This window comes from Caballeronia sp. LZ033 (assembly GCF_031451265.1).
Lineage (GTDB): Bacteria > Pseudomonadota > Gammaproteobacteria > Burkholderiales > Burkholderiaceae > Caballeronia.
The window spans coordinates 2,995,408-3,009,580 of the sequence record NZ_JARUXQ010000001.1; the positions used below are offsets into that span (position 1 = coordinate 2,995,408).

Sequence of the window (14,173 nt, forward strand, 5' to 3'; positions counted from 1 at the left end):
AAAAAAACCGCCCGGCAAAAACCGGGCGGTTTCATGAAGCGAACGAGCCAGAAGCTTACTCGTTGGTATGCGGCTGCTGTTCCGCCGCCGGGGTTTCCGGCGTGCCGAAGTCGAACGACTCTTCGGCTGCGATCTGGTCGAAACGCTCGCGATCCGACGACTCCTTCGCACGGCGCGCCTTGTGGAACGCGAGACCCGTACCCGCCGGAATCAGACGGCCGACGATCACGTTTTCCTTCAGGCCGCGCAGGTCATCACGCTTGCCCATGATCGCCGCTTCGGTCAGCACGCGGGTCGTTTCCTGGAACGACGCCGCCGAGATGAACGAATCGGTCGACAGAGAAGCCTTCGTGATACCGAGCAGCACGTTGTCGTACGTGGCCGGGCGCTTGTCGTCGGCGATCATGCTGTCGTTTTCGTCCAGCATGTCCGAACGCTCGACCTGCTCGCCCGGGATGAAGCGCGTATCGCCGTTGTCGACGATCTGCACACGACGCAGCATCTGACGCACGATCACTTCAATGTGCTTGTCGTTGATCTTCACGCCCTGCAGACGGTACACGTCCTGCACTTCGTCCACGATGTAGCGCGACAGCGCCTCGATACCCTGCAGCCGCAGGATGTCGTGCGGATCGGCAGGACCGTCGACGATCATTTCGCCCTTGTTGACGACCTGACCATCGTGCACCAGCACCTGCTTTTCCTTCGCGATCAGGAACTCGTGCTGATTGCCCTCGAGGTCCGTGATGACGAGACGCTGCTTGCCCTTCGTGTCCTTGCCGAACGACGTCGTGCCCGTGACTTCCGCCAGAATGCCGGCGTCCTTCGGCGAGCGCGCTTCGAACAGTTCGGCCACGCGCGGCAGACCACCGGTAATGTCACGCGTCTTCTGCGCTTCAACCGGGATACGCGCCAGCACTTCACCAACCTGCACTTGCTGACCATCCTTCACGGTGATCAGTGCGCCGACCTGGAAGCCGATCTGCACCGAATGCTCGGTGTTCGGGATCTTCACTTCCTCGCCGTTCGCGTCGAGCAGCTTCACCTGCGGACGCACGCTCTTCGAAGCCTGCGAACCGCGACGCTTCACGTCGATCACGACCAGGGTCGAAAGACCGGTCACGTCGTCGATCTGCTTCGCCACGGTCACGCCTTCCTCGACGTTCTCGAACTTCACCGTACCGCCCCACTCGGTGATGATCGGACGCGTCAGCGGGTCCCATTGAGCCAGTTGCGCACCGGCCTTGATGGTTGCGCCGTCGAGTTGCAGCAACGTTGCGCCGTACGGGATCTTGTGACGCTCACGCTCGCGACCGAGGTCGTCCGCGATGATCGCCTCGCCCGAACGCGAAATGACGACCTGCTCGCCCTTCGCGTTGGTGACGTAACGCATGGTGGCCGTGAAGCGCACCGTACCGTTCGACTTCGCTTCCACCGTTGAAGCAACCGCCGCACGCGATGCCGCGCCACCGATGTGGAACGTACGCATGGTCAGCTGCGTGCCCGGCTCGCCGATCGACTGTGCCGCGATCACGCCGACAGCCTCGCCGACATTCACGCGCGAACCGCGGCCGAGGTCGCGGCCGTAGCACGCGGCGCACAGGCCATAACGCGTTTCGCAGGTCAGCGGCGTGCGCACGCGCACTTCGTCGATACCCAGGCGCTCGATTTCTTCCACTGCGTCTTCGTCGAGCAGATCGCCCGATGCGTACAGCGTCTCTTGCGTTTCCGGATTGACGACGTCCGCCACCGCGACGCGGCCGAGAATCCGGTCACGCAGCGCTTCAACCACTTCACCGCCTTCGACCAGCGCCTTCATGGCCACGCCGTTCGAGGTGCCGCAATCGTCTTCGACCACGACCAGATCCTGCGTCACGTCGACCAGACGACGCGTCAGGTAACCCGAATTCGCCGTCTTCAGTGCCGTATCAGCCAGACCCTTACGTGCACCGTGGGTCGAGATGAAGTACTGCAACACGTTCAGGCCTTCGCGGAAGTTCGCGGTAATCGGCGTCTCGATAATGGAGCCGTCCGGCTTCGCCATCAGGCCGCGCATACCCGCCAGCTGACGAATCTGCGTCGCCGAACCGCGCGCGCCCGAGTCGGCCATCATGTAGATCGAGTTGAACGATTCCTGACGCGTGTCCTTGCCGTCGCGATCGACCACCGGTTCCGTCGAGAGCTGCTCCATCATCGCCTTGCCGACCGCTTCCGACGTGTTCGACCAGATGTCGACCACGTTGTTGTAGCGTTCCTGCGCGGTGACGAGACCCGACATGTACTGACGGTCGTATTCCTTCACCTTCTTCGCGGCGTCGCCGACGATGGTCTCTTTCTGCGGCGGCACGAGCATGTCGTCCACGCAGATCGAGATACCGGCACGCGTGGCCAGCCGGAAGCCCATCTGCATCAGCTGGTCGGCGAAGATCACCGTTTCGCGCAGACCGCACTTGCGGAATGCCGTGTTGATCAGCTGCGAAATCTGCTTCTTCTTCAGCGGCTTGTTCAGCACCGTGAACGGCAGGCCCGGCGGCAGGATTTCCGACAGGATCGAACGGCCGACCGTGGTCGCGTACAGCGAGATCTTCGGCACGAACTTCGGTGCGCCTTCGCTCGTGTCTTCGTTTGCCACCATTTCGGTGATACGCACGTTGACGCGCGAAGCCAGTTCGACTTCCTTGTTCTCGTACGCGCGGATGGCTTCCGACACGTCCGTGAACGTCAGGCCTTCGCCCTTGCCGTTGATCGCTTCACGCGACGCGTAGTACAGGCCGAGCACGATATCCTGCGACGGCACGATCGACGGATCGCCGTTGGCCGGGAACAGGACGTTGTTCGACGCCAGCATCAGCGTGCGCGCTTCCATCTGCGCTTCCAGCGACAGCGGCACGTGCACGGCCATCTGGTCACCGTCGAAGTCGGCGTTGAACGCCGCGCAGACGAGCGGATGCAGCTGGATGGCCTTGCCTTCGATCAGCACCGGCTCGAACGCCTGGATGCCGAGACGGTGCAGCGTCGGCGCGCGGTTCAGCATGACCGGATGCTCGCGGATCACCTCTTCGAGGATGTCCCACACCACCGGCGTCTGGTTCTCGACTTCCTTCTTCGCAGCCTTGATGGTCGTCGCGACGCCCATCACTTCCAGCTTGTTGAAGATGAACGGCTTGAACAGTTCGAGCGCCATCAGCTTCGGCAGACCGCACTGATGCAGCTTGAGCGTCGGGCCGACCACGATCACCGAACGGCCCGAGTAGTCGACGCGCTTGCCCAACAGGTTCTGACGGAAACGACCGCCCTTACCCTTGATCATGTCGGCGAGCGACTTCAGCGGACGCTTGTTCGCGCCGGTCATCGCCTTGCCGCGACGGCCGTTGTCGAGCAGCGAGTCGACGGCTTCCTGCAGCATCCGCTTTTCGTTGCGGACGATGATTTCAGGCGCCTTCAGCTCGAGCAGACGCTTCAACCGGTTGTTACGGTTGATCACGCGGCGATACAGGTCGTTCAGGTCCGACGTCGCGAAACGGCCGCCGTCCAGCGGCACGAGCGGACGCAGTTCCGGCGGCAGCACCGGCAGCACTTCGAGGACCATCCAGTCCGGCTTGATGCCCGAACGCTGGAAAGCCTCGAGCACCTTGAGGCGCTTCGCGTACTTCTTGATCTTCGCTTCGGAACCGGTGTTCTTCAGTTCCGTGCGCAGCATCTCGACCTGTTCGTCGATGTTGATCGCGCGCAGCAGCTCACGCACGCCTTCCGCGCCCATTTCGGCACGGAATTCGTCGCCGTATTCCTCGACCTTGTTGTAGTAATCCTCTTCCGTCATGATCTGCCGCGCTTTCAGCGGCGTCATGCCCGGATCGATCACCACATACGCTTCGAAGTACAGCACGCGTTCGATGTCGCGCAGCGTCATGTCGAGCACCATGCCCAGACGCGACGGCAGCGATTTCAGGAACCAGATGTGCGCGACCGGCGAGGCCAGTTCGATGTGGCCCATCCGTTCGCGACGCACCTTCGCCAGCGTCACTTCGACGCCGCACTTCTCGCAGATCACGCCGCGATGCTTGAGGCGCTTGTACTTGCCGCACAGGCACTCGTAGTCCTTGATCGGACCAAAGATCTTCGCGCAGAACAGGCCATCCCGCTCCGGCTTGAAGGTGCGGTAGTTGATGGTCTCCGGCTTCTTGACTTCGCCGAACGACCACGAGCGGATCTTGTCGGGCGACGCGAGGCCGATCTTGATCGCATCAAAAACTTCTTCTTGTTGGACTTGCTTGAATAGATCGAGCAGAGCTTTCATTGCTTTCTCTCCGTAGTCCGATTAGTTGCGGTCGAGATCGATGTCGATGCCGAGCGAGCGGATTTCCTTCACCAACACGTTGAAGGATTCCGGCATGCCCGCGTCGATCACGTGATCGCCCTTGACGAGGTTCTCATAAACCTTCGTCCGGCCCGTCACGTCGTCCGACTTGACCGTCAGCATTTCCTGCAGCACGTACGACGCGCCATACGCCTCGAGTGCCCACACTTCCATTTCACCGAAGCGCTGGCCACCGAACTGCGCCTTACCACCCAGCGGCTGCTGCGTGACGAGCGAGTACGGGCCGGTCGAACGCGCGTGCATCTTGTCGTCGACCAAGTGGTGCAGCTTCAGGTAGTGCATGTAACCGACCGTGACCGTGCGCTCGAATGCTTCGCCCGTGCGGCCGTCGTACAGCGTGACCTGGTTCTTCGAGGGCGTCATGCCGAGGTTCGTGGCGATGTCGTCCGGGTAAGCCAGATCCAGCGCGCGCGACATTTCGTCTTCCGTGGCGCCGTCGAACACCGGCGTCGCGAACGGCACGCCTTCACGCAGGTTCTTCGCCAGTTCGAGGATCTCGTCGTCGGAGAAGCTTTCCAGCTCTTCCTTGCGGCCCGACTCGTTGTAGATCTTCGTCAGGAACTGACGCATCTCTTCGATCTTCGCCTGACGCTGCATCATCTCGCCGATACGCCAGCCCAGACCCTTCGCGGCCCAGCCCAGATGCACTTCGAGAATCTGACCCACGTTCATCCGCGACGGCACGCCGAGCGGATTCAGCACCACGTCTGCCGGACGGCCATCGGCCATGTACGGCATGTCTTCGATCGGCACGATCTTCGACACGACACCCTTGTTGCCGTGACGGCCCGCCATCTTGTCGCCCGGCTGCAGGCGACGCTTCACGGCGAGATAGACCTTGACCATCTTCAGCACGCCCGGCGGCAGTTCGTCGCCTTGCGTGAGCTTCTTGCGCTTCTCTTCGAACGCGAGGTCGAACTGGTGGCGCTTCTGCTCGATCGAGTCCTTGATGGCTTCCAGCTGTGCCGCTGCTTCTTCGTCCGCGAGGCGGATGTCGAACCAGTGGTAGTGGTCGAGATCTTCGAGATACGCTAGGTCGACCTTCGTGCCCTTCGCGAGCTTCTTCGGACCGCCGTTCGCGACCTTGCCGTTCAGCATGCGGGCGAGACGCGAGAACGCGTCGCCTTCCACGATGCGCAGCTGGTCGTTCAAATCGAGGCGATAGCGTTTCAGTTCATCGTCGATGATCTGTTGCGCGCGCTTGTCACGCGTGATGCCTTCGCGCGTGAACACCTGCACGTCGATCACCGTGCCGCTCATGCCCGACGGCACGCGCAGCGACGTGTCCTTCACGTCCGAGGCCTTCTCGCCGAAGATCGCGCGCAGCAGCTTTTCTTCCGGCGTCAGCTGGGTCTCGCCCTTCGGCGTGACCTTGCCGACCAGCACGTCGCCTGCTTCGACTTCCGCGCCGATGTACACGATGCCCGACTCGTCGAGACGGCCAAGCTGCACTTCGGCCAGGTTCGAGATGTCGCGCGTGATTTCTTCCGGTCCGAGCTTCGTGTCGCGTGCAACGACGTTCAGTTCTTCGATGTGGATCGACGTGTAACGGTCATCCGCGACGACCTTTTCCGAGATCAGGATCGAGTCTTCGAAGTTGTAGCCGTTCCACGGCATGAACGCGACCAGCATGTTCTGGCCGAGCGCGAGCTCGCCCAGATCGGTCGAGGCGCCGTCGGCCAGCACGTCGCCGCGCGCCACCTTGTCGCCGACCTTCGCGATCGGACGCTGGTTGATGTTCGTGTTCTGGTTCGAACGCGTGTACTTGATCAGGTTGTAGATGTCCACGCCGACGTCGCCGGCGACGGCTTCATCGTCGTTCACGCGGATCACGATACGGCCCGCGTCGACGTAATCCACCACACCGCCACGCAGTGCCTGGACCGTCGTACCCGAGTCGACCGCCACCGTGCGCTCGATGCCCGTACCGACGACCGGCTTTTCCGGACGCAGGCAAGGCACGGCCTGACGCTGCATGTTCGAACCCATCAATGCGCGGTTCGCGTCATCGTGCTCGAGGAACGGAATCAGCGATGCCGCCACCGACACGATCTGCGACGGCGCCACGTCCATGTACTGGATGCGGTCCGGCGTGACCATCAGCGTTTCGCCGGCTTCACGCGACGACACGAGTTCGTCGGTCAGCGTGCCGTCTTCGGCCACCGCGGCGTTCGCCTGGGCGATCACGTAACGACCTTCTTCGATCGCCGACAGATAGTCGATCTGATCCGTCACCTTGCTGTCCGTGACCTTGCGATACGGCGTTTCGAGGAAGCCGTATTCGTTCAGGTGCGCGTACAGCGCGAGCGAGTTGATCAGGCCGATGTTCGGACCTTCCGGCGTTTCGATCGGGCACACGCGGCCATAGTGCGTGGGGTGCACGTCGCGGACTTCGAAGCCTGCGCGCTCACGGGTCAGACCGCCCGGGCCCAGTGCGGAAACACGGCGCTTGTGCGTGATTTCCGAGAGCGGGTTGGTCTGGTCCATGAACTGCGACAGCTGCGACGAACCGAAGAACTCGCGAATCGCCGACGAAATCGGCTTCGAGTTGATCAGGTCGTGCGGCATCAGGTTTTCGCTTTCTGCCTGGCCGAGACGTTCCTTCACGGCGCGCTCGACACGCACGAGACCCGCGCGGAACTGGTTCTCCGCGAGTTCGCCGACGCAACGCACGCGACGATTGCCCAAGTGGTCGATATCGTCCACTTCGCCCTTGCCGTTGCGCAGCTCGACGAGAATCTTGATGGTCGCGAGGATGTCGTCGTCCTGCAGCGTCATCGGGCCGATGATTTCATCGCGGCCCACGCGGCGGTTGAACTTCATGCGACCGACCTTCGACAGGTCGTACGCGTCTTCGCTGTAGAACAGACGGTTGAACAGCGCCTCGACCGCTTCTTCGGTCGGCGGCTCGCCCGGACGCATCATGCGGTAGATCGCGATGCGCGCGGCCATGCGGTCGGCGGTTTCGTCGATACGCAGCGTCGACGAGATGTACGGGCCTTGGTCCAGGTCGTTCGTGTAGAGCGTCTGGATGTCCTTGACCTTCGCTTCGCGCAGCTTCTCGAGCACCGTCTCGGTGATTTCCTCGTTGGCGTTCGCGATCACTTCGCCCGTTTCCGGATCGATCACGTTCTTCGCCAGCACGCGGCCGAGCAGATAGTCCTCGGGCACCGAGATGAACTTCGTCTTGGCGTTTTCGAGGTCGCGAATGTGCTTCGCGTTGATCCGCTTGTCTTTCGTGACGATGACGCTGCCTTCGCGATCCTGGATGTCGAAGCGCGCGACTTCACCGCGCAGGCGCTCGGGAACGAATTCCATTTGCGCGCCTTCGCTCATCAACTGGAAGTTGTCGAACACGAAGAAGTTCGCGAGGATCTGTTCCGGCGACAGGCCGATGGCCTTCAGCAGGATCGTGACCGGCATCTTGCGGCGACGGTCGACGCGGAAGTACAGCACGTCCTTCGGATCGAATTCGAAGTCGAGCCACGAACCACGGTAAGGGATGATGCGTGCCGAGAACAGCAGCTTGCCGGAGCTGTGCGTCTTGCCCTTGTCGTGCTCGAAGAACACGCCAGGCGAACGGTGGAGCTGCGACACGATCACGCGCTCGGTACCGTTGATGACGAACGAGCCGGTCGGCGTCATGAGCGGAATTTCGCCCATGTAGACTTCCTGCTCCTTCACTTCCTTGACGACCGGCTTGCTCGGGGATTCCTTGTCGAGCAGAACCAGGCGCACTTTCGCGCGCAGGGCCGAGCAGTACGTCAGGCCGCGCTGCTGGCATTCCTTGATGTTGAATGCGGGCGGCGACAGCATGTAGCTGACGAATTCGAGCCGCGCGAAACCGTTGTGCGAAACGATCGGGAAAACAGAGCTGAACGCAGCCTGCAAGCCTTCTGCCTTGCGCTGCGACGAGGACGTATCCGCTTGCAGAAACGTCTGGAATGATTCAAGCTGGGTTGCCAGCAAGAAGGGAACTTGGTGAACGATGGGGCGCTTCGCGAAACTCTTGCGAATACGCTTCTTCTCGGTGAAGGAATATTGCATACGATCTCCGAATCACGGCGGGCGTTGCCGAGGCGGGATACCTCGGCGTCACCGCCCGGTGTTCACCGACTGAGACCCGCGCAGCTGTCCGGGGAGGACGCGCGAATCTAGAAGCTTGGTGGTTGGCCGCTACCAACCGCTGGCTGACGGCAGCGGATGCCTGTGTTTCCCGCTACCCGACCAAACTTGCCTTCTGCAGTCGCTTCAGAAGACAAAGAAAACTGCCGGAAAACTCTGCCGATCCGACCGTCATCTTTGGCCTCTATGAGGACTTTCATACCTGTTGGCAAGCACGAAAACTGCGTCCCCACAAAGCACAAAAAGGCCGGCGGTGAAAAACCGCCAGCCTTCGCATAGCGCGCTGAAACTTACTTGATTTCAGCCTTCGCGCCAGCTTCTTCCAGCTTCTTCTTCGCTTCTTCAGCGGCTGCCTTCGGAACTGCTTCCTTGACAGGCTTCGGTGCGCCGTCGACCAGGTCCTTCGCTTCCTTCAGGCCGAGACCCGTCAGTTCGCGAACAGCCTTGATGACGGAAACCTTGTTCGCGCCCACTTCGACCAGGTTCACGGTGAACTCGGTTTGCTCTTCAGCAGCAGCAGCGCCGCCGCCAGCACCTGCGGGGCCAGCGACTGCAACAGCAGCTGCCGACACGCCAAACTTCTCTTCGAACGCCTTGACCAGCTCGTTCAGTTCCAGAACGGACATCGAGCCAACGGCTTCGAGGATGTCTTCTTTTGCGATTGCCATGTGAAATACTCCTAGATTGAATTCGGATCGAGCTAGCGATCTAGCTTTGCCTAACTTAAGCGACTAGCGCCCAAGCGTGATCGTTACGCAGCTTCGCTCTGCTTCTTTTCAGCCAGCGCGGCGAGAGCGCGCGCAAAGCCGGAAACAGGTGCCTGCATGACGAACAGCAGCTTGGAGAGCAGTTCTTCGCGGCTCGGGATGCTGGCCAGCGCTTGCACGCCTGCCTTGTCCATCACCTTGCCTTCGTAGGAACCAGCCTTGATGATCAACTTGTCATTGCTCTTGCCGAAGTCATTGACGACCTTGGCAGCGGCAATGGCATCTTCCGAGATGCCGTAGATCAGAGGACCGGTCATCTGCTCAGCCAGCGGAGCGAACGGGGTACCTTCGACGGCGCGACGCGCCAACGTGTTCTTCAACACGCGGAGATACACCTGTTGCTCACGCGCTTTCGCGCGCAGCTTGGTCAGATCGCCAACCGTGATCCCACGATACTCAGCGAGCACCATCGTCTGAGCCTTCGCGACTTCCGCGGCGACTTCAGCGACGACTGCCTGCTTATCTTCTTTGTTCAGTGGCACGGTTAAACCTCCAGATTCGATGCATTCGGGCCACAAACCCTGGTGCACCACGTTCAAAACGGCGTCCGACTGTTAGGAGTATCTCGATCGATCGGTGACCATCCTGTTAGACGATCGACAACCGACTTCAACCACTGCAAAACTGTTTCGGGTTCGCCATCTGCGTTGGCTCGAATTAAGGCGATGCCTGCCTGCTGCATCACCGCCAACGGTCTTTGACAACCGGTCACACGATTCGGAACTGCAATCCTGCGACCGCCCAAAGCCCTTTATCAGCGCGATCGTCCGATCGCGCTCGACATTCTTACTGTTGCGCCAGCGTGCCTTGATCCACGCGAACGCCGACACCCATCGTGCTCGACACAGCGATCTTGCGCAGGTAGACACCCTTGCTCGTTGCCGGCTTCGCCTTTTGCAGCGCTTCGATCAGCGCAGCCAGGTTCTGACGCAGCGACGCGGATTCGAACGACGCGCGACCAATCGTGCCATGGATGATACCGGCCTTGTCGACGCGGAACTGGACTTGACCAGCCTTTGCGTTCTTGACGGCTTGCGCCACGTCCGGCGTGACCGTACCGACCTTCGGGTTCGGCATCAGGCCGCGCGGGCCGAGGATCTGACCCAGCGTACCGACGACACGCATCGTGTCCGGCGAAGCGATCACGATGTCGAAATTCAGGTTACCGGCCTTGACTTGCTCGGCCAGGTCTTCCATGCCGACGATGTCAGCGCCAGCAGCGCGAGCCTGCTCGGCCTTTTCGCCCTGCGCGAACACCGCGACGCGGACCGACTTGCCCGTACCGGCCGGCAGAACGACCGAACCGCGAACCACCTGGTCCGACTTCTTCGCGTCGATGCCGAGCTGCACGGCGACGTCGATCGACTCGTCGAACTTGGCGCTCGCGCATTCCTTCACGAGAGCCAGTGCGTCGTCGATCGCGTACAGCTTCTGACGATCAACCTTGCTTGCGAATGCCTGAAGGCGCTTAGAAAGCTTAGCCATTTACACGCCCTCCACAGTGATGCCCATCGAACGCGCGCTGCCGGCGATCGTGCGCACGGCTGCGTCCAGATCAGCTGCCGTAAGATCCGGCATCTTCGTCTTTGCGATTTCTTCCGCTTGAGCGCGGGTGATGTTGCCGACCTTGTCGGTGTGCGGCTTCGCCGAGCCCTTCTGCACTGCCGCTGCCTTCTTGATCAGAACAGTAGCCGGCGGCGTCTTCATGATGAAGGTGAAGCTCTTGTCCGCGAATGCCGTGATGACGACCGGCACCGGCAGACCCGGCTCCATACCTTGAGTCTGCGCGTTGAACGCCTTGCAGAACTCCATGATGTTCAGGCCACGCTGGCCCAGTGCCGGACCGACCGGCGGCGACGGGTTGGCTTTACCTGCAGGAATCTGCAGCTTGATAAAGCCGATGATTTTCTTTGCCATGTTGAAAACCTCTGCTGAACGCGCGAGCGTTCGGTGAGTGATAGCGCGCGTTCGGCTTGATGCCTACTGACGCTCCTCAACAGCCATGACGCGGGCTGTAAGCGCGAATCGCGCGATGACCGTGAGGTCACGCGCGAGAATCAGATTCAAGTCTTCTCGACCTGGCCGAACTCGAGTTCGACTGGCGTCGATCGTCCAAAAATGGTCACCGAGACACGCACCTTGGACTTTTCGTAGTTGACTTCCTCGACGTTGCCGTTGAAGTCGGTGAAAGGACCTTCCTTCACCCGAACCATTTCGCCTACTTCGAAGAGCGTCTTCGGCCGCGGCTTCTCGACACCTTCCTGCATCTGCGACATGATCTTTTCGACTTCACGCGGCGAGATCGGGCTGGGCCGATTCCGCGCTCCGCCGACGAACCCTGTGACCTTCGCCGTATTCTTGACGAGATGCCACGTTTCGTCCGTCATTTCCATCTCGACCAGGACGTAGCCCGGGAAGAAACGACGCTCGGTGACCGACTTGTGGCCACCCTTGACTTCTACCACTTCCTCAGTCGGCACCAGAATCTGGCCAAACTGGTCCTGCATACCTGCCCGATCGATGCGCTCCTGAAGCGCACGTTGCACGCTCTTCTCCATGCCGGAGTAGGCGTGCACCACGTACCAACGCTTTCCGCTCGGGGATGTCGGAGTATCGCTCATATCATTTCCATCCCAGAATCGCCGAGAAAATCACCCATTCGATTGACTTGTCGCTAAGCCAAAGGAATATGGCCATGATCAGTACAAACGCGAAGACCACCAAGGTTGTTTGCGTAGCCTCTTTGCGAGTAGGCCACACGACCTTGCGGACTTCCTTGTACGAGTCCTTGGCAAAGGCGATGAACCCCTTCCCCGGCGCAGAGAAAAGACCGACCGCGACACCCGCGATGACGCCGACAACAAGGGCCGCTCCGCGGAAGTACCATTCTTGGCCAGAAAGCCAGAAGAAACCCACGAACCCGGCCAAGACCAACAATACGCCAGCCACCAACATCAACTTGTCGCCGGAAGTATTTACAGTTTCGACGGAAGGATTCGCCATAACACCTTAAACACAGCGCCACGAGGCGCAAGAATTTGGCAGGGGCAGAGGGAATCGAACCCCCAACCTTCGGTTTTGGAGACCGACGCTCTGCCAGTTGAGCTATACCCCTAAACCATTTGGAGTCGCCGAAAGCCGACGACTCCGAAACCACAAACTACCGAGAAGATTTCTGGCTCTTACTCGATAATCTTCGCCACGACACCGGCGCCGACGGTACGACCGCCTTCACGGATAGCGAAACGCAGACCTTCTTCCATGGCGATCGGGGCGATCAGCTTGACCGTGATCGACACGTTGTCGCCCGGCATCACCATTTCCTTGTCCTTCGGCAGCTCGATCGAGCCCGTCACGTCCGTCGTACGGAAGTAGAACTGCGGACGGTAGTTGTTGAAGAACGGCGTGTGGCGGCCGCCTTCGTCCTTGCTCAGCACGTACACTTCAGCCGTGAAGTGCGTGTGCGGCGTGATCGAACCCGGCTTGGCCAGAACCTGGCCACGCTCCACGTCTTCACGCTTCGTGCCGCGCAGCAGGATACCGACGTTGTCGCCTGCCTGACCCTGGTCGAGCAGCTTGCGGAACATTTCCACGCCCGTGCAGGTCGTCTTCACCGTCGTCTTGATACCGACGATTTCGATTTCCTCGCCAACCTTCACCACGCCACGCTCGATACGGCCCGTCACCACCGTGCCGCGACCCGAGATCGAGAACACGTCTTCCACCGGCATCAGGAACGAACCGTCAACTGCGCGTTCCGGCGTCGGGATGTACGTGTCCAGCGCGTCGGCCAGGCTCATGATCGCCACTTCGCCCAGCTCGCCCGTGTCGCCTTCCAGCGCCAGCTTGGCCGAACCCTTCACGATCGGCGTGTCGTCGCCCGGGAAGTCGTACTTCGAGAGAAGCTCGCGCACTTCCATTTCGACCAGCTCGAGCAGCTCGGCGTCGTCGACCATGTCGCACTTGTTCAGGAACACGATGATGTACGGCACGCCGACCTGACGGGCCAGCAGGATGTGCTCGCGCGTTTGCGGCATCGGGCCGTCAGCGGCCGAGCACACCAGAATTGCGCCGTCCATCTGCGCGGCGCCCGTGATCATGTTCTTCACGTAGTCGGCGTGGCCCGGGCAGTCGACGTGTGCGTAGTGGCGGTTAGCCGTTTCGTACTCGACGTGCGCGGTGTTGATCGTGATGCCGCGCGCCTTTTCTTCCGGTGCCGCGTCGATCTGGTCGTATGCCTTCGCTTCGCCGCCGAACTTCTTGGTCAGCACCGTGGTGATCGCTGCCGTCAGCGTGGTCTTGCCGTGGTCAACGTGACCGATCGTACCGACGTTCACGTGCGGCTTGGTCCGCTCGAATTTACCTTTGGCCATTTTCGACTCCTAACAGGATTTTCGCACCTTGCGCCGCGCGCAACTTACTGGACAAATACTGCTGGTGCCCATGGGCAGGATCGAACTGCCGACCTCTCCCTTACCAAGGGAGTGCTCTACCACTGAGCCACATGGGCACTGCTAACCGACACTGGAGCGGGTGAAGGGAATCGAACCCTCGTCATAAGCTTGGAAGGCTTCTGCTCTACCATTGAGCTACACCCGCGAGGGTTGGATTCCCTTACCGCTTGAATTCTGGTGGAGGAGGTTGGATTCGAACCAACGTAGGCGTAAGCCAACAGATTTACAGTCTGCCCCCTTTAGCCACTCGGGCACCCCTCCGCAGAGAACTATCGATTATGGGGTAACAACACGCCCTTGTCAAGCGTTTCTTACGACCCGAGCACGACGCTCTTACTTATAGGTATGACGAAACGCAAAAACCCCACCTTTGTGGGGTGGGGTTTTTGTTTGGAGCATGAGGAGCCTGACGATTACCTACTTTCACACGGGTGATCCGCACTATCATC

General features: G+C 60.6%; 9 protein-coding genes and 4 tRNA genes. All 13 read right to left on the minus strand.

What is annotated here, in order from left to right; translation table 11 throughout:
• Positions 1 to 55 precede the first annotated feature (55 nt).
• The 13 genes from rpoC to QCE62_RS14070 all read right to left on the minus strand — a co-directional run bounded on the left by rpoC (position 56) and on the right by QCE62_RS14070 (position 13,985).
• A complete protein-coding gene (gene rpoC, locus QCE62_RS14010) occupies positions 56 to 4,297 on the minus strand; it encodes a DNA-directed RNA polymerase subunit beta' (RefSeq protein WP_309918859.1) in 4,242 nt (1,413 codons plus the stop codon).
• 21 nt (positions 4,298 to 4,318) lie between these two features.
• Positions 4,319 to 8,425: a DNA-directed RNA polymerase subunit beta gene (rpoB, locus tag QCE62_RS14015; RefSeq protein ID WP_309918861.1), complete on the minus strand. Its 4,107-nt coding sequence runs from the start codon at positions 8,423 to 8,425 to the stop codon at positions 4,319 to 4,321.
• Positions 8,426 to 8,793: 368 nt separating this feature from the next.
• Complete coding sequence (gene rplL, locus QCE62_RS14020; protein WP_094781735.1) at positions 8,794 to 9,171, minus strand: 50S ribosomal protein L7/L12; 378 nt, start codon at positions 9,169 to 9,171, stop codon at positions 8,794 to 8,796.
• 83 nt (positions 9,172 to 9,254) lie between these two features.
• The gene (gene rplJ / locus QCE62_RS14025; protein ID WP_309833617.1) at positions 9,255 to 9,752 is read right to left on the minus strand and encodes a 50S ribosomal protein L10; all 498 of its coding nucleotides are present in this window, start codon (positions 9,750 to 9,752) and stop codon (positions 9,255 to 9,257) included.
• 304 nt (positions 9,753 to 10,056) lie between these two features.
• On the minus strand, positions 10,057 to 10,755 hold the full coding sequence (gene rplA / locus QCE62_RS14030; RefSeq protein WP_309918864.1) for a 50S ribosomal protein L1: 699 nt from the start codon (positions 10,753 to 10,755) through the stop codon (positions 10,057 to 10,059).
• Positions 10,756 to 11,187, minus strand: a complete 432-nt coding sequence (gene rplK, locus QCE62_RS14035; protein WP_061163555.1) for a 50S ribosomal protein L11 — start codon at positions 11,185 to 11,187, stop codon at positions 10,756 to 10,758.
• A 146-nt stretch (positions 11,188 to 11,333) separates the two neighbouring features.
• Entirely contained in the window at positions 11,334 to 11,891 is a 558-nt protein-coding gene (gene nusG, locus QCE62_RS14040) for a transcription termination/antitermination protein NusG (protein ID WP_050454953.1), read from the minus strand.
• 1 nt (position 11,892) lies between these two features.
• Positions 11,893 to 12,273 carry a preprotein translocase subunit SecE gene (gene secE / locus QCE62_RS14045; protein WP_309918867.1) on the minus strand — a complete coding sequence of 127 codons (381 nt, stop codon included), beginning with the start codon at positions 12,271 to 12,273 and terminating at the stop codon, positions 11,893 to 11,895.
• Between the two features lie 36 nt (positions 12,274 to 12,309).
• Positions 12,310 to 12,385 (minus strand) — tRNA-Trp (locus QCE62_RS14050).
• 67 nt (positions 12,386 to 12,452) lie between these two features.
• Positions 12,453 to 13,643 (minus strand): elongation factor Tu, encoded by a 1,191-nt coding sequence (gene tuf / locus QCE62_RS14055; protein WP_309918853.1) that lies wholly within the window; start codon positions 13,641 to 13,643, stop codon positions 12,453 to 12,455.
• Between the two features lie 62 nt (positions 13,644 to 13,705).
• Positions 13,706 to 13,780, minus strand: a tRNA-Thr gene (locus tag QCE62_RS14060).
• Between the two features lie 15 nt (positions 13,781 to 13,795).
• Positions 13,796 to 13,869: transfer RNA gene (locus QCE62_RS14065), tRNA-Gly, on the minus strand.
• A gap of 30 nt (positions 13,870 to 13,899) precedes the next feature.
• Positions 13,900 to 13,985, minus strand: a tRNA-Tyr gene (locus QCE62_RS14070).
• Positions 13,986 to 14,173: the final 188 nt, after the last annotated feature.